Annotated in this window: 21 protein-coding genes and 2 pseudogenes; 9 read left to right on the forward strand and 14 right to left on the reverse strand. The window is 60.5% G+C overall.

Annotation, left to right across the window (positions count from 1 at the left end; all coding sequences use genetic code 11):
- The first annotated feature begins 110 nt into the window (after positions 1 to 110).
- Both BM002_RS19290 and BM002_RS09265 read left to right on the forward strand, forming a co-directional pair.
- Positions 111 to 329, forward strand: a complete 219-nt coding sequence (locus BM002_RS19290) for a ribbon-helix-helix protein, CopG family (RefSeq protein WP_092779743.1) — start codon at positions 111 to 113, stop codon at positions 327 to 329.
- 145 nt (positions 330 to 474) lie between these two features.
- Positions 475 to 1,652: pseudogene (locus tag BM002_RS09265) on the forward strand (IS3 family transposase).
- A gap of 94 nt (positions 1,653 to 1,746) precedes the next feature.
- Here the strand turns inward: BM002_RS09265 and BM002_RS19740 are convergent.
- From BM002_RS19740 to BM002_RS09305, 9 genes and pseudogenes are all read right to left on the reverse strand, one after another.
- On the reverse strand, positions 1,747 to 1,911 hold the full coding sequence (locus tag BM002_RS19740; protein WP_425431854.1) for a polymorphic toxin type 15 domain-containing protein: 165 nt from the start codon (positions 1,909 to 1,911) through the stop codon (positions 1,747 to 1,749).
- A 16-nt stretch (positions 1,912 to 1,927) separates the two neighbouring features.
- Positions 1,928 to 2,653, reverse strand: coding sequence for a GAD-like domain-containing protein (locus tag BM002_RS09275; protein WP_175484851.1), 726 nt, complete (start codon positions 2,651 to 2,653; stop codon positions 1,928 to 1,930).
- Entirely contained in the window at positions 2,650 to 4,449 is a 1,800-nt protein-coding gene (locus BM002_RS09280) for a polymorphic toxin type 15 domain-containing protein (protein WP_092779749.1), read from the reverse strand. The genes BM002_RS09275 and BM002_RS09280 overlap by 4 nt, the downstream gene beginning before the upstream one ends.
- Entirely contained in the window at positions 4,449 to 5,552 is a 1,104-nt protein-coding gene (locus BM002_RS09285) for a DUF4123 domain-containing protein (RefSeq protein WP_175484852.1), read from the reverse strand. The genes BM002_RS09280 and BM002_RS09285 overlap by 1 nt, the downstream gene beginning before the upstream one ends.
- 242 nt (positions 5,553 to 5,794) lie before the next feature.
- Positions 5,795 to 6,897, reverse strand: a protein-coding gene (locus BM002_RS09290; protein WP_092780556.1) for an IS3 family transposase whose coding sequence is annotated in 2 segments (ribosomal slippage) — positions 5,795 to 6,636 and positions 6,636 to 6,897 — 1,104 coding nt in all. Because the reading frame shifts where the segments join, the coding sequence is not laid out codon by codon here.
- A gap of 67 nt (positions 6,898 to 6,964) precedes the next feature.
- Positions 6,965 to 7,180: a hypothetical protein gene (locus BM002_RS19045; RefSeq protein WP_139212323.1), complete on the reverse strand. Its 216-nt coding sequence runs from the start codon at positions 7,178 to 7,180 to the stop codon at positions 6,965 to 6,967.
- Positions 7,181 to 7,184: 4 nt separating this feature from the next.
- Positions 7,185 to 8,039 (reverse strand): restriction endonuclease subunit S, encoded by an 855-nt coding sequence (locus BM002_RS19520; RefSeq protein ID WP_342707318.1) that lies wholly within the window; start codon positions 8,037 to 8,039, stop codon positions 7,185 to 7,187.
- Positions 7,924 to 8,394: pseudogene (locus tag BM002_RS19525) on the reverse strand (restriction endonuclease subunit S); the annotation flags it as partial. The gene BM002_RS19520 and the pseudogene BM002_RS19525, both read right to left, overlap by 116 nt.
- Positions 8,384 to 9,889: a type I restriction-modification system subunit M gene (locus BM002_RS09305; protein ID WP_092779755.1), complete on the reverse strand. Its 1,506-nt coding sequence runs from the start codon at positions 9,887 to 9,889 to the stop codon at positions 8,384 to 8,386. The gene BM002_RS09305 and the pseudogene BM002_RS19525, both read right to left, overlap by 11 nt.
- A gap of 269 nt (positions 9,890 to 10,158) precedes the next feature.
- On the opposite strand from BM002_RS09305, the gene BM002_RS09310 reads away from it, so the two are divergent.
- Together BM002_RS09310 and BM002_RS19055 are read left to right on the forward strand one after the other, a co-directional pair.
- Entirely contained in the window at positions 10,159 to 10,485 is a 327-nt protein-coding gene (locus BM002_RS09310; protein ID WP_092779757.1) for a hypothetical protein, read from the forward strand.
- On the forward strand, positions 10,482 to 12,266 hold the full coding sequence (locus BM002_RS19055) for a hypothetical protein (protein WP_139212325.1): 1,785 nt from the start codon (positions 10,482 to 10,484) through the stop codon (positions 12,264 to 12,266). The genes BM002_RS09310 and BM002_RS19055 overlap by 4 nt, the downstream gene beginning before the upstream one ends.
- Before the next feature lie 43 nt (positions 12,267 to 12,309).
- Here BM002_RS19055 and BM002_RS09325 read toward each other — a convergent pair whose 3' ends face one another.
- Positions 12,310 to 12,921 (reverse strand): DNA-binding protein, encoded by a 612-nt coding sequence (locus BM002_RS09325; RefSeq protein ID WP_175484854.1) that lies wholly within the window; start codon positions 12,919 to 12,921, stop codon positions 12,310 to 12,312.
- Positions 12,922 to 13,076: 155 nt separating this feature from the next.
- Between BM002_RS09325 and BM002_RS09330 the strand changes: the two genes are divergently transcribed.
- A complete protein-coding gene (locus BM002_RS09330) occupies positions 13,077 to 13,355 on the forward strand; it encodes a helix-turn-helix transcriptional regulator (protein WP_092779765.1) in 279 nt (92 codons plus the stop codon).
- A 106-nt stretch (positions 13,356 to 13,461) separates the two neighbouring features.
- Here BM002_RS09330 and BM002_RS09335 read toward each other — a convergent pair whose 3' ends face one another.
- The 4 genes from BM002_RS09335 to BM002_RS09350 form a co-directional block, all read right to left on the reverse strand.
- Positions 13,462 to 14,694 (reverse strand): tyrosine-type recombinase/integrase, encoded by a 1,233-nt coding sequence (locus BM002_RS09335; RefSeq protein WP_092779767.1) that lies wholly within the window; start codon positions 14,692 to 14,694, stop codon positions 13,462 to 13,464.
- 363 nt (positions 14,695 to 15,057) lie between these two features.
- The gene (locus tag BM002_RS09340; RefSeq protein ID WP_092779769.1) at positions 15,058 to 16,155 is read right to left on the reverse strand and encodes a M24 family metallopeptidase; all 1,098 of its coding nucleotides are present in this window, start codon (positions 16,153 to 16,155) and stop codon (positions 15,058 to 15,060) included.
- Positions 16,156 to 16,221: 66 nt separating this feature from the next.
- A complete protein-coding gene (locus tag BM002_RS09345; protein ID WP_092779771.1) occupies positions 16,222 to 17,811 on the reverse strand; it encodes an ABC transporter substrate-binding protein in 1,590 nt (529 codons plus the stop codon).
- Positions 17,812 to 17,836: 25 nt separating this feature from the next.
- Positions 17,837 to 18,454, reverse strand: a complete 618-nt coding sequence (locus BM002_RS09350) for a helix-turn-helix domain-containing protein (RefSeq protein WP_092779773.1) — start codon at positions 18,452 to 18,454, stop codon at positions 17,837 to 17,839.
- Positions 18,455 to 18,610: 156 nt separating this feature from the next.
- Between BM002_RS09350 and BM002_RS09355 the strand changes: the two genes are divergently transcribed.
- The 4 genes from BM002_RS09355 to BM002_RS09370 are packed head-to-tail and all read left to right on the forward strand — an operon-like array spanning position 18,611 to position 22,099.
- The gene (locus BM002_RS09355) at positions 18,611 to 19,627 is read left to right on the forward strand and encodes an ABC transporter permease (protein WP_245749225.1); all 1,017 of its coding nucleotides are present in this window, start codon (positions 18,611 to 18,613) and stop codon (positions 19,625 to 19,627) included.
- Between the two features lie 11 nt (positions 19,628 to 19,638).
- Positions 19,639 to 20,541: an ABC transporter permease gene (locus BM002_RS09360; protein WP_092779777.1), complete on the forward strand. Its 903-nt coding sequence runs from the start codon at positions 19,639 to 19,641 to the stop codon at positions 20,539 to 20,541.
- A complete protein-coding gene (locus BM002_RS09365; protein WP_092779779.1) occupies positions 20,538 to 21,353 on the forward strand; it encodes an ABC transporter ATP-binding protein in 816 nt (271 codons plus the stop codon). The genes BM002_RS09360 and BM002_RS09365 overlap by 4 nt, the downstream gene beginning before the upstream one ends.
- Positions 21,350 to 22,099, forward strand: a complete 750-nt coding sequence (locus BM002_RS09370; protein WP_092779781.1) for an ABC transporter ATP-binding protein — start codon at positions 21,350 to 21,352, stop codon at positions 22,097 to 22,099. Before BM002_RS09365 ends, BM002_RS09370 begins: the two co-directional genes overlap by 4 nt.
- Positions 22,100 to 22,109: the final 10 nt, after the last annotated feature.

A 22,109-nucleotide genomic window follows, 5' to 3' on the forward strand; every position in this document is an offset into this window, starting at 1 on the left:
GATCCTTGTACGATCGGTTGCGATGAGAGGCGGGTGGGAGTTGGCGCTCTTGCCCGTCTCGTTAAATATATATATTTATGATTCGAGCTCGTCAACTGGAGATTCGACTCATGGCGAAACGTGGTCGCGCGAAAGCGAGCAGCATTACATTCATGATGTCTTTGCCTGAGGAAATGGCTGACCGGTTAGACGCGGTCGGTGACCGTTTGGAAGGCCGCCCCTCCCGGCAAGAAGTCATTCGCAGGATGCTCGACGAACATCTTTCAAGATGGGAAGGGCGGGTCGGGATCGACGCTGAGAATGCCGAAAATGGAGACCAGTTTGGTTAGGACCGGCCCAAACCGGACCTCGGCCAGGATAGGCATCGCTACGGCGCGGCTTCCACGAAGCAGTTGCTCTGCCCCCTGAAAACTGGATCGTCTGAAGTTGGAGTTTTCCGCTAGAGTTCTCTGGCTGGGAAAGAATCGGATTCGCATGAAGGCATCGAAGTTCATAGAAGCGCAAAAGGCGTTCATTCTGAAGCAAGGCGAGCAAGGCACGCCGGTCGCGGAGATCTGCCGCAAGGCCGGGATCAGCCAGGCGACGTATTTCAATTGGAAGAAGAAGTATGGTGGGCTGCTGCCGGACGGGATGCGTCGGTTGAAGGCGCTTGAGGACGAGAACACGCGGCTGAAGAAGATCGTCGCTGACCTGACGCTGGATCGCGAGATGTTGCAGCATGTCATTCGGCGAAAGCTCTGAAGCCTGGCCGTTTGCGCGAGATCGTGACCGGGATGTGCGTCGACTGGGGCGTGTCGATCCGTAAGGGCTGCCGGTGGTTGCGCCACTGGTCCGAGCGACCACCGGCGACGGAGCCATCTGTTTCGACACATCCACCTACCACTACAATTCCCGGCGGACGGACCAGGCCGCTGTTGAGATGCGGATCAAGGAGATCTGCGAGACGCGCGTGCGGTATGGATATCGCCGTGTTCATGTCTTGCTTCGGCGAGAAGGCTGGATCATCAACATGAAGAAGACCCGAATAATTTACAATGAGTTAGGCCTTCAGCTCAGGAACAAGCGCCCCAAGCGTCGGGTGAAGGCGAATCTCCGAGAGGACCGCCAGAAAGCCATCGGCCCGAATGATGTCTGGGCGATCAGTGCCCGGCAACACATGCGAAGCATGTGTGAGACGGGACTTCGTTCACGATCAACTCGCCATGGGCAAGAAGCTCCGCATCCTGACGGTCGTGGACACGCATTTCCGGCTGTGCCCGGCGGCCGATCCCCGCTTCACCTACCGGGGCGAGGACGTCGTGCAGACGCTGGAGAAGGTCTGCGCCAAGGTCGGCTATCCGAAGACCATTCGCGTCGATAATGTCAGCGAATTTATCTCTCGGGACCTCGATATCTGGGCCTATGCCAACGACGTCACACTGGACTTCTCACGACCGGGCAAACCGACGGACAACGGCTTCATCGAAGCGTTCAACAGCAAGCTCAGGGCGGAATGCTTGAACGCGCACTGGTTCATGAGCCTTGCGGATGCACGGGAAAAAGTGGAGGATTGGCGCAGACACGACAACGAGGACCGACCCCACAGCGCGATCGGATACAATGTCCCGATTGCCATGCATTATCCCGATGGCGTCACAAGCCCGTCATCGTGAGACAGTCGGAAAAATCCAGCTTCCGGCGGTCCAAGGTTGGGGAACAGTGCAATCAATCGACGGATTCTCCCAAAGGCTGGAGGGAACTCGTGTCTCAGGTCATAGCGTCAATCCGAGCGATTCTGCTGTACGGACGCTCATGGCTCCCCCATCCGCCCCCAATGGACGAGTTCACCCCTGCGTCACCGATACGCCGGATACGGTCCGCGCCGCCCGCGATCATGTCGGGATCGTGGAGGGCTGCAAGGTTGGGCCCGATGAAGCGGGTGCTGGCGTCAGCTCATACCGTCTATCATCTTGTTGGCATCCTCGACCGCACCCGCACCGAAGGCGCGCTTGACGAGGTCGTCGAAGGTCAGGACAGGCCGCTCGCTGATCCCGGCGAGCATCGTCAGGTGCTCGGGCGCGGACACGATCTGGAGGTTGTCCGCGTCGATCTTGCCACCCAGCGGGAGCGCCGGGACGAACCCATACATTTGATCGGGGCCAAGAGGGCCAAGGCGGGCTTTGGCAGCCAGAAAAAGGCGGACATAGAGGTCGTCGTGGTCCATATTCGGTGTGCCGTAGTTAAGAAGGCCGCAGCCCCAGAGGATACTCTCCCCCCACTTATCGGCTTGCCCCTTTGCAATGCCTGCAGCGTTGTTCTTCCGCTTCAATATGATGCCATCACTCATCACGGAGATCGAGAAGCCGTAGCCCGTCTTCCGCCCCCAGACGTTGACCTCCCCCAAAGCAGTCCGCGTCACGGCGATGTAGTCGTCCTTGCCTTCAAGGTCGGTGCCTTCGAGCCATGCGCCGAGCATGGGGGCGTAGGTCTCCGGGTTGACCAGCTGGAACCAGCCATCCTGGAATACCGAGAACCCGAACCGCCGCCAGTAGTCACACATCGCCTCAGGAGCGATCCCGGATAGGCGATTGATCACATCGTTCGGCGCTAGCATTACGGCAGTAGGCACACCGAAAACTTCTTCAAAGTCCTTTAATTCTTTCGCTTTCGTCATCGTCTTCCCCTGCATGGCTCCAACTTCGTGTTCATACGTCCATCCCGCCCGATACTAGGGTCGGCCGCGGCACGCTCTGCGGCAGCGTCGATCCGGGAGATACGGCTAGTCGGCTTTTTGTGGTCCCCCCAACTTCCGCCAATGGACGAGTTCACCCTACTGTCGCCGACGCGTCGGATGCGGTCCGCACCGCCCGCGATCATGTCGGGATCGTGGAGGGCGGCAAGGTTGGACATGATCTCGCGAGCACGACGTTCCGCCTCTATTCTTGCGCGATTGCTTCCCATGCCTTGGGCTTCCAAGCCTTCCCGAACACTTTCTTCAATCTCGCCCCGCAGTCCGCTTCGCGCATTCGCCTGCGCCACTCCATCGCTGATACCACTTCGTGTGAGGCGGTTGTATGCTTCTCTGGCATCGAGATATTCGCCGACGGTGAGGTCGTTGAGACCGGCCTGCTGGTCGCGGAGCTGGCGGGCGTATTCGGAGACGATCTCGCGCTGCGCGGCCGGATCCCCCGGGGCGCGGCGCTCGGCGTAACCGAGCGCGTCGAAGCATCCGGGATCGACCTGATCCATGATCCGGGCCCGCCGTACGATGGGTATCTCGGTATCCGTTGTGCCAGCCCTGCGCTCGCTGCGCCCCCGGAGCATGGCCTTCACGAGGTCGGTGAGCTTTTCGACAAGGCCGATGAGGGTGGTGAACAGGTCGCCCAAGACACGTCCGGCCCGGGGCGCACGGAGGGCGAGCTGCGTTCCGATCCGGCCTGCGAACTGCGTCAGGCGGACCGCCAGACCCGCACCTGCCGTGCCGCCGGTGAAGGCGGCGATGGCCAGGAACAAGAGCGCGATGATCGCCTCGGGGATCAGGAACCCCACGCCCTGGCCCACCACCTCGGCCCAGAAGTTCGGCGGCACCAGCATCAGCACCCCCAGCGACGTCGCCGCGAATACCCGCAGCACGTCCGTGCGCGTGGCCACCTCGATCATCGCCGCGCTCCACTCGACCGACCTGTCCGCCAGTTCCGACAGAAGCTGGCCGATCTCGCCCAGGCCCGGGATCTCGGCCAGGGCCCGCGCCACCGCGTCGAAGCCCTGCTGGAACGTCCTCACCGCCCCGGTGGCCAGTGCCTGCAACAGCTCCACGATACGGTGGCGGTTGTCCCAAAGCGCCCGCGCCCCTTCGGTCATGCTGTCCCACGCATCGCCGATCGCATCCGGCAAGCCCGCGATCCAGTCGCCGACGGCCGACCAGAACTCGCCCTCACCTTCCCACCAGGCCGTCAGACCTTGCCCCACGCCATCAAAGAACGTTCCGATGGCACCCCACCAGCCGTCATTCTCCCATTCCGCGATCCACGGATGGAGCGAGGTCTCCATTCGACCCGCCAGCGCGCGCAGGTCGGCCTTGATCTGCCGCGACAGTGCCTCAGCCTGCTGGAGCGCGGCCTCGTCGGCGGCCAGCTCAACCTCGACGCCGCCGCGCTGCGCATCTGCCGCCTCGACGGTGCCGAGATAAGCGCGCAACTCGGCCAGCGTTGCTTCGCTCACCTCTCCGTCGGCCGCGCCGAAATGCATTAGCCCCTGGGTCTGGACGTCGCCGTCGAAAACGAGGCCGTTCGCATCCCACACACGCAGGGGCGCGCGTGTAACCGGCGTTTGCCAATAGTCATCATAGGTCGCCCGCACGATCACCGGGCCCCGGCATGTCGCGCAGACCCCGCGCGGGGGGGTGGCCTCCGCATAGGCAGACCGTTCCGACCGGGCGCCGATCTCGGCGGGGCTCAACGGACCGGCCATCAGGCGGCGCCCCGCTGACTGTCCACGGCGAAGGTCTCAAACCGGCGGCGGAACGCGCCAAACCGCTCGGCCTCGGGTGCGTCGCCGCGCAGGATCGCCTCCAGCTCGCCTGTCGGGTCGCCCCGCTCGAAGGTCGCGCCGTAGAATAGCGACCACGCCGCGAAGAGGTGCAGATGCGCGTGGTCGCGGAACCCGAACGCCTCGAACCGGGCGACGGCCGCGTCCACCACCGCCTGAACCGCTTTGGGCGGCCGGTCCGCCAGTTCAGCGGGGAAGTCGGCGCGCAGCCGGTCCGCCATATGCGCCCGCCGGGCCTCCGCTTGGGCACGGGCCGTGGCGTCAAAGTCTGCGTAGCGCAAGCGCATGGGGCGCAGCGGCTCCTCCTGGAGCGCGGGGACGGGGGCGAAGTGGATTGCTTCGGAGCGGTCGGCGTCCTCGCCGCCCGCGGGCAGCAGCAGGTAGGCGATGGGGTGCCCGTCATCGGTGACGGTCATGCGGCGCAGGCGGCTCGGGTCAGTCGCGATGGCATCGAGAAAGGGCCCTAGCACGCGGGGATCCCAGAAACGGAACGTCAGCATCCGTTCGTCATCGACGACCGGCAACTTGGTGAAGCGCCGCAGGTGGCCGCGCAGGACGTCGAACGGTGCATTGGTGGAAATCAGCACGCTAAGCCCAGCGGGCCAGTGCCGTGCGAAAAAGTCGCGCAGAACGCTGATGTCTCCAGGCGCGTTCGGGTCGGCGATGGATAGGTCCACCAGCCAGGGCCCCGACTCGCCCGTCGTTTCCGCAGCCTCATCCTCGAACAATGACCGGGCGTGGACCATGATCACGTCGAGATCGAACAGTCCGGCAATCAGGGCACGGAGCGTTCCGTCCACCAGCAGATAGGCACGGCGCGGCGCATCCGGGCCGTAGAGCGCGGCAAGAAGGGTCGGGGGAGCCTCCGGGAGAGCGGCGAACAGAGCTGTGGGGCACCCGCCCCAAGCGTCTGCCTCCGCTCCAGCGATTTTATGGAACACAAGAAGGCCACTGGACGCATCCTGCCCGTCGCCTTCCACGTCGGGCAGGCTCGTCCAGTAGTCGCCGTCTTTGCCATCGATCATCTGCGCCGTCCTATAGGTTCGACCGCGATGATAAGTGGACCATTTCGGGAGAGGAAGGGCCATGTCGTGATTGTCAATAAAATGGTCCCACCTTGTCGGACAGGTTTGCAGTGTTTCCAAGGTGTATCGGGTTTAGGTTTTGACCTGCTCCCCTGTGAGTCCGCGTCTATAGGTTAGCTTTGTTCAGGTTTGCTGTGCTACCGGAAGTGTCCCCGCTGGGGGTTAGATTTTCCGCCCTTTGATCACACAGACGGGCTGGATGCGTCTGGCGATTTCATCAGCGCTGCCGGGACGTTGTTCCCAATGGCACTGTGCGGTCTTTCTTCGTTGTAGTCTCTACGCCAAGCCTCCAACTTTTCGGCGGTATCTTCAAGGCCCATGAACCAATGAGCGTTCAAGCATTCGGATCGGAGTTTGCTATTGAACGCCTCGATGTAGGCATTGTCGGTCGGCTTTCCCGGCCTTGAGAAGTCCAGGGTTACACCCCGTTGGTAAGCCCAAAGGTCCATGTCACGAGAGACAAATTCGCTGCCATTATCGACCCTGATGGTCTTGGGATAACCGGTCTTGCGGCAGATACGATCCAAAGTCGCAACGACGTCTTCGCCTTTGTAGTTGAACCGGGCGTCGAGCACAGGAACGTAGCGGGAGAAGGTGTCGACGACTGTCAGGATGCGTATCTTGCGACCTGTGGCCAGTTGATCATGCACGAAGTCCATTGCCCAAATATCATTCGGTTTCACGGCCTCTTTGCGGTCTTCGCGCAGCTTTGCCTTCACACGGCGTTTTGGGGTTTTATTGCGCAACTGCATGCCCAACTCCTTGTAAACACGATACGTCTTCTTCGCGTTGATCTCCCAACCTTTCCGGCGCAGCAGTACATGTACGCGCCGATAACCAAACCGCACGCGCGTCTCGCAAATCTCCTTGATGCGCTGTTCTAATGCGGCCTGGTCGCGTCGACGAAACTTGTACCGATATGTCCGCGGGTCGAACCGGATAAGCCCACAGGCCCTCCGGATCGATACCCGCCAATCAGCCCTGATCTCGTCGACCAGCGTTCTCTTGCGAGCAGGCCTCAAAGCTTTCGCTTGATAACGTCCTGAAGCATCTCTTTGTCCAGCGACAAGTCCGCGACGATCTTCTTCAATCGCCTGTTCTCGTCTTCCAGCTCACGCAGCTTCTTCATGTCCGTCGGTAACATCCCGGCATACTTCTTCTTCCAATTGAAGTACGTCGCCTGGCTGATCCCAGCCTTCCGACAGATCTCAGAAACAGGTGTTCCTTCTTCGCCCTGCTTGATGATGAACGCCTTCTGCGCGTCCGTGAATTTGGATGCTTTCATCGCCATCCGCTCCTCTCCCAGCCAAGGAAAATCTAGCGGAAAACTCTAGCCATAAACGAGGACGTTTTCAGGAGGCACAGCACTGAATGTGCATCAACATGGCATTGAACGGCGCGTATTCTTTGAAGCGTGAGACAGATTTGAGCAGTTCAAACTGCGCATCTCTTGTGCTGTAGAGATTGGTATCGGCAATAAGTTGATCGATCAGAGAACGGGCGGCATTCTCAGCTTCCTCACTGTCTGCAACTTGAAAAAAAGGACCAGGTGGATCAATAAAACCCACCATGTCAAACCACCACCCGCCGCTTGCCCGTGAGAAGTTGCTGCATCAGGGCCTTTTTCTCGGTGCGGAGTTTCTCCAGTTGGTTTGTCCAGTTTTCGACTTCACGGTCCATGCTAACCATGAAGTCCGCAATCCTTCTTTGCTCAGCGATGCCTGGCATTCGAAGGTTTAATTCGTTGAGCTTTGCCTTATTGAGCGTCTTGCCCTTTACCGCTTGATCCACATCTTGAAGCAGGTCGGCGACGTGGAGAAGCTGATACAAGAACTCAGGATGAAAGCTGGTGGGTGTGCGGGGAACAAACCCGCAAATTGCTTCATTCGTGTAGAGTGGCACCGCAGTGATGCCGAGCTTGCCGATGGTAAGTTTGAAGCTCATGACGACGGAACCCACAGGTAGCAGCTTCACGTTGCTTTTTGCCACACCTTGATCCGTAATTTGTTCCTTGGAAGAATTGAGGTGCTTTGGACCAAGATCGGCAATAGAAAGCCAGATGTTGTTCCCATCCTGCCAATAGGTCGGCTCTTTCCGAGCAGGTGTACCGCCAATACGGATGTCGGCCACATCCCCCCAACCGCACCTCTTTCCAGTCCTGTCCTTCGAACTCAGGGAAGCGGCGTTTGCCTGTGAGGAGGGATTGCATGAGGGCGCGTTTTTGGGCTTTGGCGGTGGCCAGCAGGGCCTCCGTTTTCTCGATGGCCGCATCCCAGGTCGAGAGGATATCCGCGATCTTCCGTTGTTCGGGGAGTGGGGGGAGTGTGATCTCAACCTTTGATAGTTCACCCTGCCCGACATTGGACCGGACCGCGCCCTGGCTTCGTCGAATGATCTCGCTACGGACCTGAGGTTGACGCATCGCATAGCGGGCAAACTCTGGAAAAAGGCTCCCATTCTTTGGCCGACCACGGATGACGAACCCTCCAAAGATCACGGGTTCTTCGTCGAGATACACGGACGTAAACCCTACTTCCTCGGTCGTTTCGCTTGTTCGATTGAACAGGATATCTCCACGTTTGACGCGGTAGGCTTTGGCCGCAGCTTCGCTCAGCTTGACGCTCCCAGGGATCAGATCAGCAGTCAGGCTTTCATGCTTGAGGACTTCAGATACATTGATGAATGGAACGCCACCGCCGTAGTTTGCTTTCTCGGTGTTGGATCCGTTCTTGAACTCAAGCAGATCACCCAAGCTGGTATGCATCCACCCTTCAGGAACCATACCCAAGCTCCCGCAGATATCCCGCCATGCGGGTTTCCAACTCGGTCAGATCGGCCTTCAGCGCCTGCCGTTCGGCCCGCACAGCCATCAGCTCGATCTCTTCCTCCTCTTCGAATGTGTCGACATAGCGGGGGATGTTGAGGTTGTAATCGTTCTCCGCGATCTCGGCCCGTGTGGCGCGATAGGCGTATTTATCCACGGCCTCCCGCGCGGCATAGGTCGCCACGATCTTGTCGATATGGCTCTGATCCAGAGCGTTCTGGTTGGTGCCGGACACGAACTCTCGGCTGGCATCGACGAACATCACAGAGTCGTCGGTTTTGTGTTTACGAAACACCAGCAGGGCGGCGGGGATGCCTGTGCCAAAGAACAGCTTTTCAGGCAGGCCGATAACGGCATCGAGCAGGTTCTCCTCGATTAACTTCTGGCGGATTTTCCCCTCGGTCGAGCCACGGAACAGCACCCCATGGGGGACGACCACGACAGCACGGCCCGACTTGGGTTTCAGCGTCTCAATCATGTGGAGGATGAAGGCGTAGTCGCCCTTGGTCTTGGGCGGGATACCGCGGCGGAAGCGGGCGAACTTGTCGGTCTCGGCGGCGTCCGTCCCCCATTTGTCGAGGGAGAACGGCGGGTTGGCGACGACGATATCGAAGTGCCGTAGGGCGTCGTCCTTGGTGCGCAGCTTGGGGTTGCGGATCGTGTCACCCCATTCGACCTGGTGGTTCTCCTCGCCGTGCAGGAACAGGTTCATCTTGGCCAGCGCCCAGGTGGAGCCGATGGCCTCTTGCCCAAACAGCGCATAGCCCTTGCCGCCCTGATTGCGGATAAGCCTGCCGCATTTCATCAGGAGGGACGCAGAGCCGCAGGTCGGATCGCAGATGTGGTCTCCCGGTTGCGGGTCGGCAAGACGGGCCATGAGGTCGGAGACCTCGGCAGGGGTATAGAACTCCCCCGCCTTCTTGCCCGCCGTGGCCGCGAAGCGGGAGATCAGGTATTCGTAAGCCCCACCGATGATGTCGAGTTGACCGACACGGGAGGGGCGCAGGTCGAGCGCGGGTTTGGAGAAGTCCTCAAGCAGGTGACGGAGTATGTCGTTCTTCTGTTCCTCATCGCCGAGCTTGTTGGAGTTGAAGCTGATGTCTTGGAACACGTCGCGAAGCTTGTCCCCGTTGGCCTCTTCGATGGCATGGAGGGCCTTGTCGATACGTTCCCCGTTGCCCGCCTCATGCCGACGCTTGTGCAGGGCGTCGAAGCTGGCCCCGTCGGGTAGCTTGAACGCCTCCTGCTGCATCATGGCCTCGACCAGTTCTGGACTGTCTGGATGTTCGGCCTGGTAGCGGGTCTGGTGGTCCTTCCACACGTCGCTCACGTATTTCAGGAACAGCAGCGTGAGCACGTAGTCCTTGTAGACGGACGGATCGACGACGCCCCGGAATGTATCACAGGCCCCCCATGCGGCTTTGTTGATCTCAGCTTGGGTGACTTGAACCATGTTTTTCTTTCCTGTTCGACGATCCGCGCGGGCGAGATCCTAGTTCGGCAGGCGGGTTTACAGGCCGTTGGCCGGCACCCAACCAGAAGCGATCCAATCGCTACTTCATGAGTATCCACATCATATTGATCGATACCAGATTTCTGAGGCGAGGATATCCACATCTATCAGTTCTGCCGGACTAATTATCGGTTCCCCTGAAGCATAGGCTTTGTCGGACATCACAACATCAAGATCCCTGCGATGGGCCTACTTCCAGCGAGACCGACATGTCCACCAAAACGAAACCGAAGAAGACACAGTACAAGTATTCAGCATCCACGGGCGAGTATGCCGCAATCCTGCGGGGTGCCAATGCGGAGGGTATGTCCGTGTCGGCATACGTTGCAGCCGCCGCCCTGAACCGGCAACCGGGTGTTTCCCCGGAACGATTCCAGGAGGGCCTTGCCGTCGCGGAACGTGCCCTCGTCCAGCTGCAAGCCATCGCTGAAAGAAGCGACGACGGAGCCGAAGGATTGCGCATTCTGGCAAGCCTCCATCGGGTCGAAAGGATGATCCTGATGCTGGCCGCCGACCGCCTGATTGATCAGTCATGAGGATCAGTTGGTCCCGACACTGGGCGAGCAGCGATCCGAAGCAACCGACCCTCTACCTCCTTGCCTCAACCATCGAACGCAAGATCGACGGCGGCAAGATCAGGGATGTGCGCGACCCTGCGCCCGAGGTTCTCATCGGCAATCCGGATATCGTACAAGCAAGCATCAACGCGCTGCCGTTCAAAGCGACGTACCGGTGCGCCGTGCTGTCTTTCGCGGCCTCAGACATCGACGTGAACCGCTTCAACGAAGGTGCCGGCGAAGACCGAACCCATGCCTTGGCCGCCATGCAGTACGCAATCGACACCGCGTTTCCAGGAATTCCTGATCATCTACGCCCCCCGATCCTCACATGCACCCACACGCATCTCGGACGCCTGGAGATCAACCTCCTGATCCCGCGGTTTTTGCGGAAAGCGGACGGATCTATCCGCAGCTACAATCCGGCTCCGCCCAGATCTTCCGGAGGCCGGATCTGGCCCGAGGCCGAGGCCGTTCTCAATAAGCGCTTCGGCTGGACGGACCCAAGGACTGTGAGTAACCGAACCATGGTCAGTGGACCCGATTGGCTCGAACGGCAACATCGTGCTGCGCTCCGTGCAGACCAAGAGATCACAAGCGACCAGGCACGGCTCTACCTGCTCGACCGCGCCAAGGATCTGGCCAGTCGTATCAGTTCGAAATCGCCCCTGAACTTCGCGATGAACTTGATCCCCTCTTTGATAGAAATCGGCTACCGCTTGGCGCGGATTTCCCCGGGCCGCCTGCATCTCATTGGACCATTGGATGAGGGCGGTTTCACCCTGTCGGGCAATCTGCGCGGACACCGCAGACTGGCACCACATCCCACCACGAGCGCCATGCTTCCTCGGGATAAATACGAAGAACTCTGGCATCGAATTGCTTCCGCAAATGCCGATACGTTCGATTTCGATCGGCGGTCCGAACAGACCTTGGAGATCGACGACGTCATCGCCCGCCTACCGCTTTCCCTACCCACGCATCACCCGGGGTGGCCATCGCCAGCCGGCCCGCTCCCGTCGGCTCGGCCAGTCCTCAGGGATCGACTGACCGACATGATCAGCAGGGTCGCCCTTGCTCTCACCCGAGCACAAGCGGCCGGTCTTGCCGCTCGCGCCCTTTTCCCCTTCCGCAATTCTTTTGCCGATCTGCGGACCAGACTGGAGACCATTCTCTATGAACAAGATTGCCCCGTCCTTCCCCGGACATCCCGAGCACTTGATGGCCGAGCTGATCGAACTGCTCATCAAGGTCCTCGACAGTCACAAAGACAAGGATGTCGCGACGAACTTGCAGGTCCTGGTCGCGGAGATCTCAGGTATCCGGCTGATCATGGACAGGCACGCTACCGCGATGGAGGAGCTTCTCCCGCGAACGCGAACCGTCGAACGACTATCAGATCAGCAGCACGAGTTGATGGCCTTGATGGAACAAATGGCAGTCAATCTCTCTTGGATCCGCGGCCAGCTCGACGGAGACGTCGATGGGTCGACTTGATCCGGCAGGCTCGACTGATTTCGACAACGATGTCTCTCGCGGAGCAAATCGGCATTTCATTGGCACGACATGAAGGGGTTTTTGGCATGTGTATCGAGGGTTTGGGTTGGCGAATATGGTTGCTTAACGGAGCGATTTCATGGGACGGGGCAGCGCCTAGTGAGCTCGTCGATGCCCTTCAGGAGGGCCTGACCTTGACGTCCAATGATCCGGAAGGATCTGAGGACCCCAACCCTGAGGACGTGGTGTCGGGCCCACACTGATCCGGGGCTCACCGCCGCGGATACGGCGGTGAGCTTTCTTCCTTCAGACCGAACCGGGCAGAGCGTTCGACCGCTGGCATTTCGGCTTACTAGGCTTCTCCAAGCTCACTCCGCTCGAGGGCATCTTCCGATCAGCCGTATCTCGAGCATCGATGATCATGCGAAGTGTCGCCGCCTCGGTGCTTGCGTGTTCTGCGATGACCTGCGCGTCCGCGACCCGACGGAAGTTTCCCTCACGTTCCGCCTCGAGTCGATCCAGACGTTCCAACGCAGTCTTCAGATTAGAACGCGTAGCCTCCAAATCGCCTTCGAGTTCAGCAATTATCGCAGTTGATTCATCGCGTTCAACCGCCGCAGCAACCTCGGCCGCCAACAGGGCCTTACGCATGGCTTCATGTCCGGCAGTTGCATGCTCCAGAGCCGCCTCCCAAAGCTTACCCGTCATGACGGCGGATGCGTCCCCAATGACATCGGGGACCGGAATATCTCGGACCCGATCGTCATTCTGGCGTTGTTCTTTCCACTTCTTCAGGATCGGCCCGATCGTCGAGTAGGACCCACCAGTAAGTTCACGCACGGTCTGCTGCGTCGTATCAAGTCCGGACCTTGCGATCTGTTCACATGCTGCGATGATCTCTTCGTTTGTCACGGCCATCTGTATTCCTTTGTATTCTGTATCACTACACAAAGCACGTAGGCCTGGATTCATGGGCTGGGGAGATTATTTTTTAGAAAATTCCAAAAAATCTTGCACATCGAAAATCGAGGGATAAGTGCCAGGGATAAGTGCACCTCGAAAGGTAAACCACGATGAATGCGAAAAAAAATATCGCCAAGATGACTCCGGACGGCCTCATCCCTCGCTTCAACTCAAATAAATCAAAAGACAGGACCCGGCCTCGGCTGATTGATCGCTGGGAAGTTATCGACATGTTGGGGATCAGCGAGTCCACCTTGGAGCGGCGTATGGTGGACGACGAAACCTTCCCGCAACCGAGGCGTCTGGGGAGCAGGACGATCCGCTGGATCGAGGCTGATGTTGAAGCCTACATCTTTGGGCTTGAAGCTGTTGATTATTTCTCAAATTGACGCGCGTCTTAAGCGAAACGGCTCGGTTGGTAGCATACCAAACGAGCCTTTTTCGTTTCCAGGACACTTGATGCATGCCACCCTGAAACGTGGTGTATCAACTTGATTATCGAAGGTCGTCCCGAAGATCATGGGGCATTCTGCTTCCAGTCACGAAATCAGCCCATGCCTGCATCATAGGTCGCCGTTCCTCGAGGAGGTCGTCCCGCAAGTAAGCATCGACCACCTTGTCCTTCTCGTGGGCCAAGGCGTATTCCATGAGGTCCCGCGAATAGGTTCCCTGCTTCCTTGCCCAAGTCCGAAAAGTTGACCGCATTCCGTGACCTGTAATGGCCGGGTCAAATTTCTGAATCTCAAGCCTCGCTCTGTTCTCATCGATCATGCCGGATTTGTTCTTTGGACGCGGCAAGACAAGCCCATGGTCATTCCCGTCAGGGCCGTTCAGGAGCAGCAGATTATGGAACACCACCGATAGCTGTGCCGACATTGGCACACGGTGAGGCCGCCTCTTCTTCATCCGTTCCTGCGTGGTGGTCCAAATGCCACCAGGCAAATCAATATCAGACCAGACTGCTGTTCTCGCCTCCATGGTCCGCTTACCGGTCAAGATAATTGCCATGATCATCTGACGGACGCCTTCATCGCAATCGTGATTGGCAAGCCAAGACCAAAAATCGGGGGCCCGCTCCCAATGTAATGCGGCCATGTGTTTCGTATGCCTCTGCACTGGTCCAAATGCCATTTTCGGATCGAAGATGGCCGGGTTCACCTCGAGAAGCTCCTGGAGGATTGCCAGTTCGAAGATCTCGCGCAGACGTCCCAGCGTTCGTCGTGCCGTCTCATGTTTCGTTCGCCAGATGGGATCGAGAACGCGAATGATATCGCGTCGCTTGATATCTGCCGGACGCAAATCTCCGAGGTGTTGGAGAATATACTGGTTCACGGTCGTCCAGTTCTGCAAGGCGTGCTTGCCATTGGACAAACCGGCCTTTTTCCTATCGTACCAGATCTTCGCCACCTCACGCAGAGAAGATCCATCTCCCAGATCGTCGGGGAGACTTTCCCTCCTCCCGGGAGGATCGTCCTGAACTCCGACAGGTTCGGCATCACGGCCTGACATGTTCGATTTGATCAGGACAGCCTCGAGACGCGCGTCCTTCAACGTCGTCTGAGGATACTTTCCGATGGTCTTCCATCGCGTTCGACCTTCTGCGGTCACTCGCACTTGAAATGTCTTCGATCCGCCTTTGTTGAGGCGAAGATACAAGCCATTTACATCCGCAAGCCGGTCTGGCCCCTTGCCGTAAATTGCGGCCTCGATTTGCTTCACTGTCAGCATGATTGACTTCCTTCCGTTGTCTGGAACGAAGGTACAAAACTGGTCTGGCCTGCACTAAGGTGAGCTGGACCCTGCGTGAGGCACATGGCGGAAAAAGTATTTGAAAAACAATGGGTAGCCGGACAGTTGTGATGGCAGATGATGGGATGAGAACCGGTTCGCCCGGCTCCTTCGTCTCCGCCACCAGTCCAACTTACCTATTGGTTTTGCTTACTCTCACAGGTGGCGGCATCCCCGGTGACGATACCCCGAGTCTAGGATTTCACGAAACAGGGCACTATCTGTGCGACGAGAGACATCCGCCGCCGCGTTTGGCAGAGGGTTTTCTTGGTGAGGCGATCTTCGACAAGCTTCGAGGCCGCCCTAGCGTTTCCAGATGGTTCGGGGCAACGCCGACAGGACCTCAGCGCCGTCGTGCGTGACCGTGACGATGTCTTCGAGACGGAGGCCGAATTGTCCGGGCAGGTAGATCCCCGGCTCGATCGAGAAGACATTCCCTTCTTCAAGGATCGCGTCGGAGGTGGCGGTAATATAGGGCGGTTCGTGAACGTCGATGCCGAGCCCATGCCCCGTGCGGTGGACGAAGAATTCGCCGTAGCCGGCGGCATCGATGACACCACGGGCCGCCGCGTCGACGTCGCGGGCGGCGACCCCGGGCCTGACGGCGGCGATGGCGGTCTGGACGGCCTGTTCAACGACATCGGCGACCTTCCGGAACTCCGGCAAGGGGTCGGTGCCGAACCAGCCGCAGCGCGTCATGTCGCTTGGATAGCCGCCGATCCGGCAGCCGGTGTCGATCAGGACGGCCATTCCGTCTTGCAGAACGGTGTCGCCCGTATGGTGATGCGGGAAAGCGCCGTTGCCCCCGAAACCCACGATGGTGAATTCGGCCCGCGCGCCGTTGGCCTTGTAGTGATCATGGATGACCGAGGCCACGTCGCGTTCCGTCATCCCGGCCCTCAAGGCGGCGAATGCGGCGGCGGTGGCGGCATCGTTCAGGCGCGCGCTGGCCCGCAATGCATCGAGTTCGGCCGCGTCCTTCATGGCCCGCAAATGGCCCAGTGTATCGCCCGAAAATCTCCGGTCGGGTGTGTGCATTTCATCGAGCACCAGAAGGGCGAAATCGGCGCGCATCGCTTCGTCGAGGGCGACGCTGTGGCCGGGCCCCGTCACCTCGCACCGTGCCAGCAGGCGGCGCAACGCTTCGGCGGGACCCAACTCATCCGTCCATGTCTCGAACGGAAGATCGGTCGCCTGCCGCACGGAATTGGAATTCAAAGCTGGCATCAGGAAGCCCGCGAAGGCCTGACTGATCAGCAGCATGACCGGCCTCTCATCGCCATGTGGATCGGCACCGGAGAGCCATGCCATTTGGCTGGTCGGTCCCAGAACCACCAGATCGGTATGGGTCTGCATCATGCGCGTCCGCAGGCGGGCCAGGCGGTCCTTGAAGATGTCCATCACGAAGACCTCGGAGAAAGGAAAGCGTCGGCCCCTTGGCAGGGCCGACGACGTTGGCAAGCGGTCTCAGTTCTTGTCGACGAGCCGGTAGAATACGAAGTCGGACGTCGCACCATTCACATAACCGGACACATTCGGGGCCATCGCCACCTGATAGGATGCCTGGAACATGATGACGATGGGCGACGAGGCCTGCACCTGGCGCTGAAGCTCAAGATACATCTCTTCGCGGGCTGCTGGGTCGGCTTCGGTCAAGGCCGCGGTCGTCATCGCGTTCATCTCGTCCGGGACGGCCCAGGAATTGCGCCATGTAGTGGTGGCGGCATAGGCGTCCTGCGCGTTGTTGGAGTTATAGGCAAAGGCCTTGGCGTTGGAATGGGGATCCATGAAGTCGGGCCCCCAATAGAGCAGCATCGCCTCGTGACTGCGTTCGCGGTAGCGGGTGATGACCTGGCTACCGGTGCCGGGCAGAATGTCGAAGTTGATGTCGGCTTCGGCAAAGGACGCCTGCAACGATTGCGCCATGTCCGTGAAAGGTGCCGCGTTGATCACGTCGAGGGATACGGTGATCGGCAATTCCACACCCGCCTCGGCAAGGATCTGCGCCGCACGCTCCGGGTCATAGCTGAACGGGTTATCCGTCAGCGCACCGGGGAAGCCTTCGGGCCAGAAGGCCTGATGGATCTCCATCTGCCCGGCGAGGAACGAATTCGTCATCCCCTCGTAGTCCACCAGATAGCGGGCCGCTTCCCAAACGGCAGGGGGCGTCAGGCTGTCCACCGCCTGATTGAACGACAGGAAGTGAACCGCCGCCTGCGGAAACGTCTCGACGACAAGGCCCTCGCCCCCAAGCGACGCGATCTGATCGGGGGTCAGGTTGCGCGCGATGTCGACGTCACCGGATTCCAGCAGCAGTTGCTGGGTCGCCGATTCCGCCACGTGGCGGATGATGACGCCGTCGATGGCGGGACCGCCATTGAAGTAGTCGGGATTGGCCTCCAGCCGGATCAGTTCCGCCGCTCGGAACACGCTCAGACTGAAGGGGCCGGTGCCTGCGGTGTTGGCATTCAGCCAGGCATTGCCCATGTCGCCGTCGACTTCGTTGGCCATGACGGTTTCCATGTCGACGACCGACGCGGGCCGCGCGGCCAGGACGTTCATCACGAAGGCGGGGGAGTAGTCGCCTTCATAGCGCACCGTCACCGTGTTGCCGTCGGCCGTCACCATCTCGGCCACGTTCTCGGGGGTCCAGCCAAGCTGGGTCAGGATGAAGGCAGGCGTCAGGTTCAACTGCACGACGCGGCTGAACGAAAAGACGACGTCCTCGGCGCGCATCGGGTTGCCGGAGTGGAACGTCACGCCATCGCGCAGCGTGAAGACAATCGTCTTGGCCTCGGCGTCGATCTCCCACGACGTGGCAAGGCCCGGGGCCAGCACGGTGGTATCCTCGGCGTCGTATTGCACGAGGCGGTCATAGGTGTTCGTCACCAGTTCGCCGGACGTGAATTCATAGGCCTGCGCCGGATCGATCGCGACGATATCGTCGATATTCTGGGCGACGACAAGAACGTCGGGCGGCGTTTCGGCAAAAGCCGCAGGCACGGCCAGCGGCAGCGCCAGCATCGTTGCCAGCAGGGCGGGTTTGAGCAGTCTCATAGGGGTCGACCTCCGTTGTTGCAGTTTAGCCGTTGGTGTTGGCAGGTGCCATTTCCGGCAGTTTGACGGCACCCTTGCGTTGCAGAACCGACAAGGTGCCGGTCCACAGAATACGCGTGGTCTCGGTGGTCCCGTTGGACCAGGAATGGGGGGTTGAGCCGGAATAGTGCAGGCTGTCCCCCCGTTGCAGAATGAAGCTTTGCCCGCCGAGCGTCTGGGTGATCTCTCCCTCCAGCAGGAAGATGATCTCCTCGCCCTCGTGGCAGACGACTTCGGATGCATAGCCGGGCGGAACATGCAGGATATAGCAGGATAATTCGGCCCCCGGAAAATCGGCGCTGACCGCCTCATAGAGGATCGACGAGCCGTCGATGGAGAACTGCGGACGCGCGCCGTTGCGCGACAGGCTGTCGGCAGGTCTGGGGGTGGCGATGAAGTATTCCAGGCCGACGGAAAGGCCCTGTGCAATCTGGGCGAGCGTTCCAAGCGAGGGCGTCGCCTGGCTGCGCTCCACCTGGCTGAGGTAGCCGACGGACAGACCCGCATCGTCACACAAGGCCTGAAGGGTCAGGCCAAGCTGCTTGCGCCGCTTGCGGATCAGGTGACCGAGATTGGGATCGCTCTTCACCTTCGGCCGCGCCATCGTCCCCCCCGGGAAAAGCCAACATAATTTTTTTGATTTAAGCAAAACTGTTTGCCAAAACCAAGAGAAATATTGCACCGTCCCGGCAAGGGCACAGTCGAGTGACCGCCATCGGGGGCGCGGTGCAGGATGACAGCACAAGAGATCAGGCACGGCATGATCGGCGGCACGGGGATTGCCGTGCTACGGTTCTGCGTCGTGGTCGCCCTGACCTTCCTCGGCCTTCTCGCGTTGACGTTCTTCATCGGCCGAGTGATCCCGATAGACCCCGTCCTGGCCGTCGTAGGCGATCGCGCGACCAATGAACAATACGAGGTTGCCCGGGTGGCGATGGGCCTCGACCGGCCGTTGATCGTGCAATTCGCAAGCTACGTGGGCGATGTGTTGCGGTTCGATCTCGGGATGTCGGTCTCGACCAATCGTCCCGTGGCCGAAGACCTGGCCCGTGTCTTTCCCGCAACGCTGGAGATGGCCACCATCGGCATCCTGATCGGCGTCGGCCTCGGCATACCTGCAGGCGTTCTGGCCGCCGCCCATCAGGGCCGCCTGACCGACCATGTCATTCGGGTCTTTGCGCTTCTGGGCTATTCCGTGCCCGCCTTCTGGCTGGGACTGGTGGGGCTTGTCGTCTTCTACGCGGGCTTGGGCTGGGTGTCCGGGCCGGGACGGGTCAGTATCTTCTACGATGGCATCACACCGACGGTCACGGGGCTTCTGACGATCGACAGCCTGCTGGACGGGGACCTTGCCGTCTTTCGAAGCGCCCTGTCCCATATCATCCTGCCGGCGACGATCCTCGGCGTCTTCAGCCTGGCGTATATCGCGCGCATGACGCGCTCGTTCATGCTCGATCAGTTGGGACAGGAATACATCACCACGGCGCGGGTGAAGGGCGTGCCGGAATGGCGGGTCATCTGGTTTCATGCCTTCGGAGCGATCCGGGTGCCTCTGATCACGGTGATCGGACTGTCCTATGCGGGCCTGCTCGAGGGTTCGGTGATGATCGAGACCGTGTTCTCCTGGCCCGGCATCGGCAACTACCTGACCACGGCGCTCTTCAATGCCGACATGAACGCGGTGCTCGGGGCGACGCTGGTGATCGGCGCCGTGTTCATTCTGATCAACAAGGTCTCGGACGTGCTCTACCGCATCCTTGATCCGCGCAGTCGCTAGGGGGGTCGGGGATGGAGATGCGCAGCTGGCTTCTGGACGACAGCCCCGCCTCGCGCGGGCAGGCAGCGGCGGGGCGCGCCTACCGCATCGGCCTCGATCTGATGCGCAATCCGTTGACCGTGCTCGGGGCCGCGATCATCGCCCTTCTCGTGCTGACTGCGATCTTCGCACCGTGGATCGCGCCCGAGGCATGGGATGGCCAGAACCTGGAGCGCCGGTTGCTCCCACCTTCGGCCGAACACTGGATGGGAACCGACCAACTCGGACGCGACATCTTCTCCCGCGTGATCCACGGCACCCGGATCACGCTGATGATCGTGGCACTGGTCGCGGTGATCTCGGCGCCATTGGGCCTGCTGATCGGCGCGGTCTCGGGCTATTTCAGCGGCTGGACCGACCGCATCCTGATGGGCGTCACCGATGTGTTCCTGTCAATGCCCAAGCTGGTTCTGGCGCTGGCCTTTGCTGCCGCCCTGGGGCCGGGCATCGAAAACGCGATCATCGCCATCGCGATCACCACCTGGCCCGCCTATGCGCGGATCGCGCGGGCCGAGACCTTGACCATCCGGAATGCGGAATTCACGGACGCGGCGCGTCTTCTGGGCGCGTCCCATACCCGCGTCATCCTCCGCCACGTCCTGCCGCTTTGCACGTCTTCGATGATCATCCGCGTGACGCTGGACATGGCCGGGATCATCCTGACGGCGGCCGGCCTTGGGTTCCTGGGCCTCGGCGCGCAGCCCCCGGCGCCGGAATGGGGGGCGATGATCTCGGGCGGGCGCAGCTTCATTTTCGATCAATGGTGGGTCTCTACCATGCCGGGCTTCGCGATCATCACCGTATCCCTCGGCTTCTGCTTCCTCGGAGACGGGTTGCGCGACGTTCTCGATCCGAAATCAGAGACCAAGCGATGAGCCTTCTGTCGGTCGAAAACCTGAACGTCAGCTTTCCGACACCGCAAGGCCGGGTGAATGTCGTCGAGAACCTGTCGTTCGAGCTCGGGCAGGAACGGCTGGGCATCGTGGGCGAATCCGGCTCGGGCAAATCCATGACGGGCCGTGCCATCCTGCGCCTGATCCGTCCGCCAGGTCGGGTGGACGGACGGATCCTCCTCGAAGGTGCCGACCTGACGGGCCTCGGCGAACGGCAGATGCGCGCCATCCGCGGGGCGCGCATCTCCATGATCATGCAGGACCCACGCTATTCGCTGAACCCCGTCATGACGGTTGGCCGCCAGATCGAAGAGGCGCTTTGGGTCCATGAACGCCTGCCCCGCCGCGAGATGAAGGCCCGGACCCGGCAGATGCTGGAAGCCGTGCGGATCAACGATCCCGACAGGGTGGCGCGGATGTATGCGCATGAGTTGTCGGGCGGCATGGGCCAGCGCGTGATGATCGCCATGATGCTGATCCCGCGCCCGCGCCTGCTGATCGCCGATGAACCGACCAGCGCGCTCGACGTCAGCGTGCAGGGCGATGTCCTGACCCTGATCGACGATCTGGTGCGCGACACCGGAATGGGGCTGATCTTGATCAGCCATGACCTGCCGCTGGTCGCCCGCTATTGCGACCGCATCCTGGTGATGAACTCCGGCCGCGTGGTCGAGACGTGCCGGGCAAGCGACCTGTACAACGCGACGCATCCCTATACCCGGGGTTTGCTGGCTGCCGTGCCGAAAATGCACGAAACGCGCGACTGGCTGCCCGTGATGGACCGCACGACATGACCGATCCATCCCCATCGATCTCTCTGCGCAACCTCGATATCGCCTATGGCGGCGTCCGCGTTGTGCAGGGGGTCACATTCGATGTCGCGCGCGGCGAAAGTTTCGCGCTGGTCGGCGAAAGCGGGTCGGGCAAATCCACCGTGTTGAAGGCCTTGTGCGGGCTTGCGCCGGAATGGACCGGGACGATGCAAGTCCTGGGACAGCCGGGACTCCATCGCCCGAACCGCGCGATGGCCCGACGCTGCCAGATGGTGTTTCAAGACCCCTACGGATCCCTGCACCCCCGAAAGACAGTCGACGCCGTTCTGTCCGAGCCGTTGGCGATCCACGGGATCGGTGATCGTGATGAACGGGTCGAGCAGGCCCTCGTCGATGTCGGCCTCGACCGGCGCTTCCGCTTTCGATACCCGCACCAGATGTCGGGCGGACAGCGCCAGCGCGTCGCCATTGCCCGCGCCTTGATGCTGGAGCCTGAGGTGATGCTGCTCGATGAACCGACCAGCGCGCTCGACGTCTCGGTCCAGGCCGAGATCCTGAACCTGCTCAAACGTTTGCGAGCGGAGCGCGGGCTGACCTATCTCCTGGTGACACACAACCTTCCTGTGGTCAGCTTCCTGTGTGAACGGATGGCCGTGATGAACAAGGGGCGGATCGTGGAAATCGCACAGGCCACTGCACTGCACGACGGCAGCTTCACCGATCCGTATTCCCTGGCGCTCTACGCGGCAAGCGGCGGCAACAGATAGACAAAGGATG

Origin of the sequence: Jannaschia pohangensis, assembly GCF_900113875.1 — a bacterium.
Taxonomy (GTDB): Bacteria; Pseudomonadota; Alphaproteobacteria; order Rhodobacterales; family Rhodobacteraceae; genus Jannaschia; species Jannaschia pohangensis.

Bases quoted from the DNA above. Each gene is read 5' to 3' on its own strand.
- BM002_RS19290 (WP_092779743.1), top strand. From the start codon at position 111: ATGGCGAAACGTGGTCGCGCGAAAGCGAGCAGCATTACATTCATGATG.
- BM002_RS09275 (WP_175484851.1), bottom strand. From the start codon at position 2,653: ATGACGAAAGCGAAAGAATTAAAGGACTTTGAAGAAGTTTTCGGTGTG.
- BM002_RS09280 (WP_092779749.1), bottom strand. From the start codon at position 4,449: ATGGCCGGTCCGTTGAGCCCCGCCGAGATCGGCGCCCGGTCGGAACGG.
- BM002_RS09285 (WP_175484852.1), bottom strand. From the start codon at position 5,552: ATGATCGATGGCAAAGACGGCGACTACTGGACGAGCCTGCCCGACGTG.
- BM002_RS19520 (WP_342707318.1), bottom strand. From the start codon at position 8,039: ATGCGATGCGTCAACCTCAGGTCCGTAGCGAGATCATTCGACGAAGCC.
- BM002_RS09305 (WP_092779755.1), bottom strand. From the start codon at position 9,889: ATGGTTCAAGTCACCCAAGCTGAGATCAACAAAGCCGCATGGGGGGCC.
- BM002_RS09310 (WP_092779757.1), top strand. From the start codon at position 10,159: ATGTCCACCAAAACGAAACCGAAGAAGACACAGTACAAGTATTCAGCA.
- BM002_RS19055 (WP_139212325.1), top strand. From the start codon at position 10,482: ATGAGGATCAGTTGGTCCCGACACTGGGCGAGCAGCGATCCGAAGCAA.
- BM002_RS09325 (WP_175484854.1), bottom strand. From the start codon at position 12,921: ATGGCCGTGACAAACGAAGAGATCATCGCAGCATGTGAACAGATCGCA.
- BM002_RS09330 (WP_092779765.1), top strand. From the start codon at position 13,077: ATGAATGCGAAAAAAAATATCGCCAAGATGACTCCGGACGGCCTCATC.
- BM002_RS09335 (WP_092779767.1), bottom strand. From the start codon at position 14,694: ATGCTGACAGTGAAGCAAATCGAGGCCGCAATTTACGGCAAGGGGCCA.
- BM002_RS09340 (WP_092779769.1), bottom strand. From the start codon at position 16,155: ATGGACATCTTCAAGGACCGCCTGGCCCGCCTGCGGACGCGCATGATG.
- BM002_RS09345 (WP_092779771.1), bottom strand. From the start codon at position 17,811: ATGAGACTGCTCAAACCCGCCCTGCTGGCAACGATGCTGGCGCTGCCG.
- BM002_RS09350 (WP_092779773.1), bottom strand. From the start codon at position 18,454: ATGGCGCGGCCGAAGGTGAAGAGCGATCCCAATCTCGGTCACCTGATC.
- BM002_RS09355 (WP_245749225.1), top strand. From the start codon at position 18,611: ATGATCGGCGGCACGGGGATTGCCGTGCTACGGTTCTGCGTCGTGGTC.
- BM002_RS09360 (WP_092779777.1), top strand. From the start codon at position 19,639: ATGGAGATGCGCAGCTGGCTTCTGGACGACAGCCCCGCCTCGCGCGGG.
- BM002_RS09365 (WP_092779779.1), top strand. From the start codon at position 20,538: ATGAGCCTTCTGTCGGTCGAAAACCTGAACGTCAGCTTTCCGACACCG.
- BM002_RS09370 (WP_092779781.1), top strand. From the start codon at position 21,350: ATGACCGATCCATCCCCATCGATCTCTCTGCGCAACCTCGATATCGCC.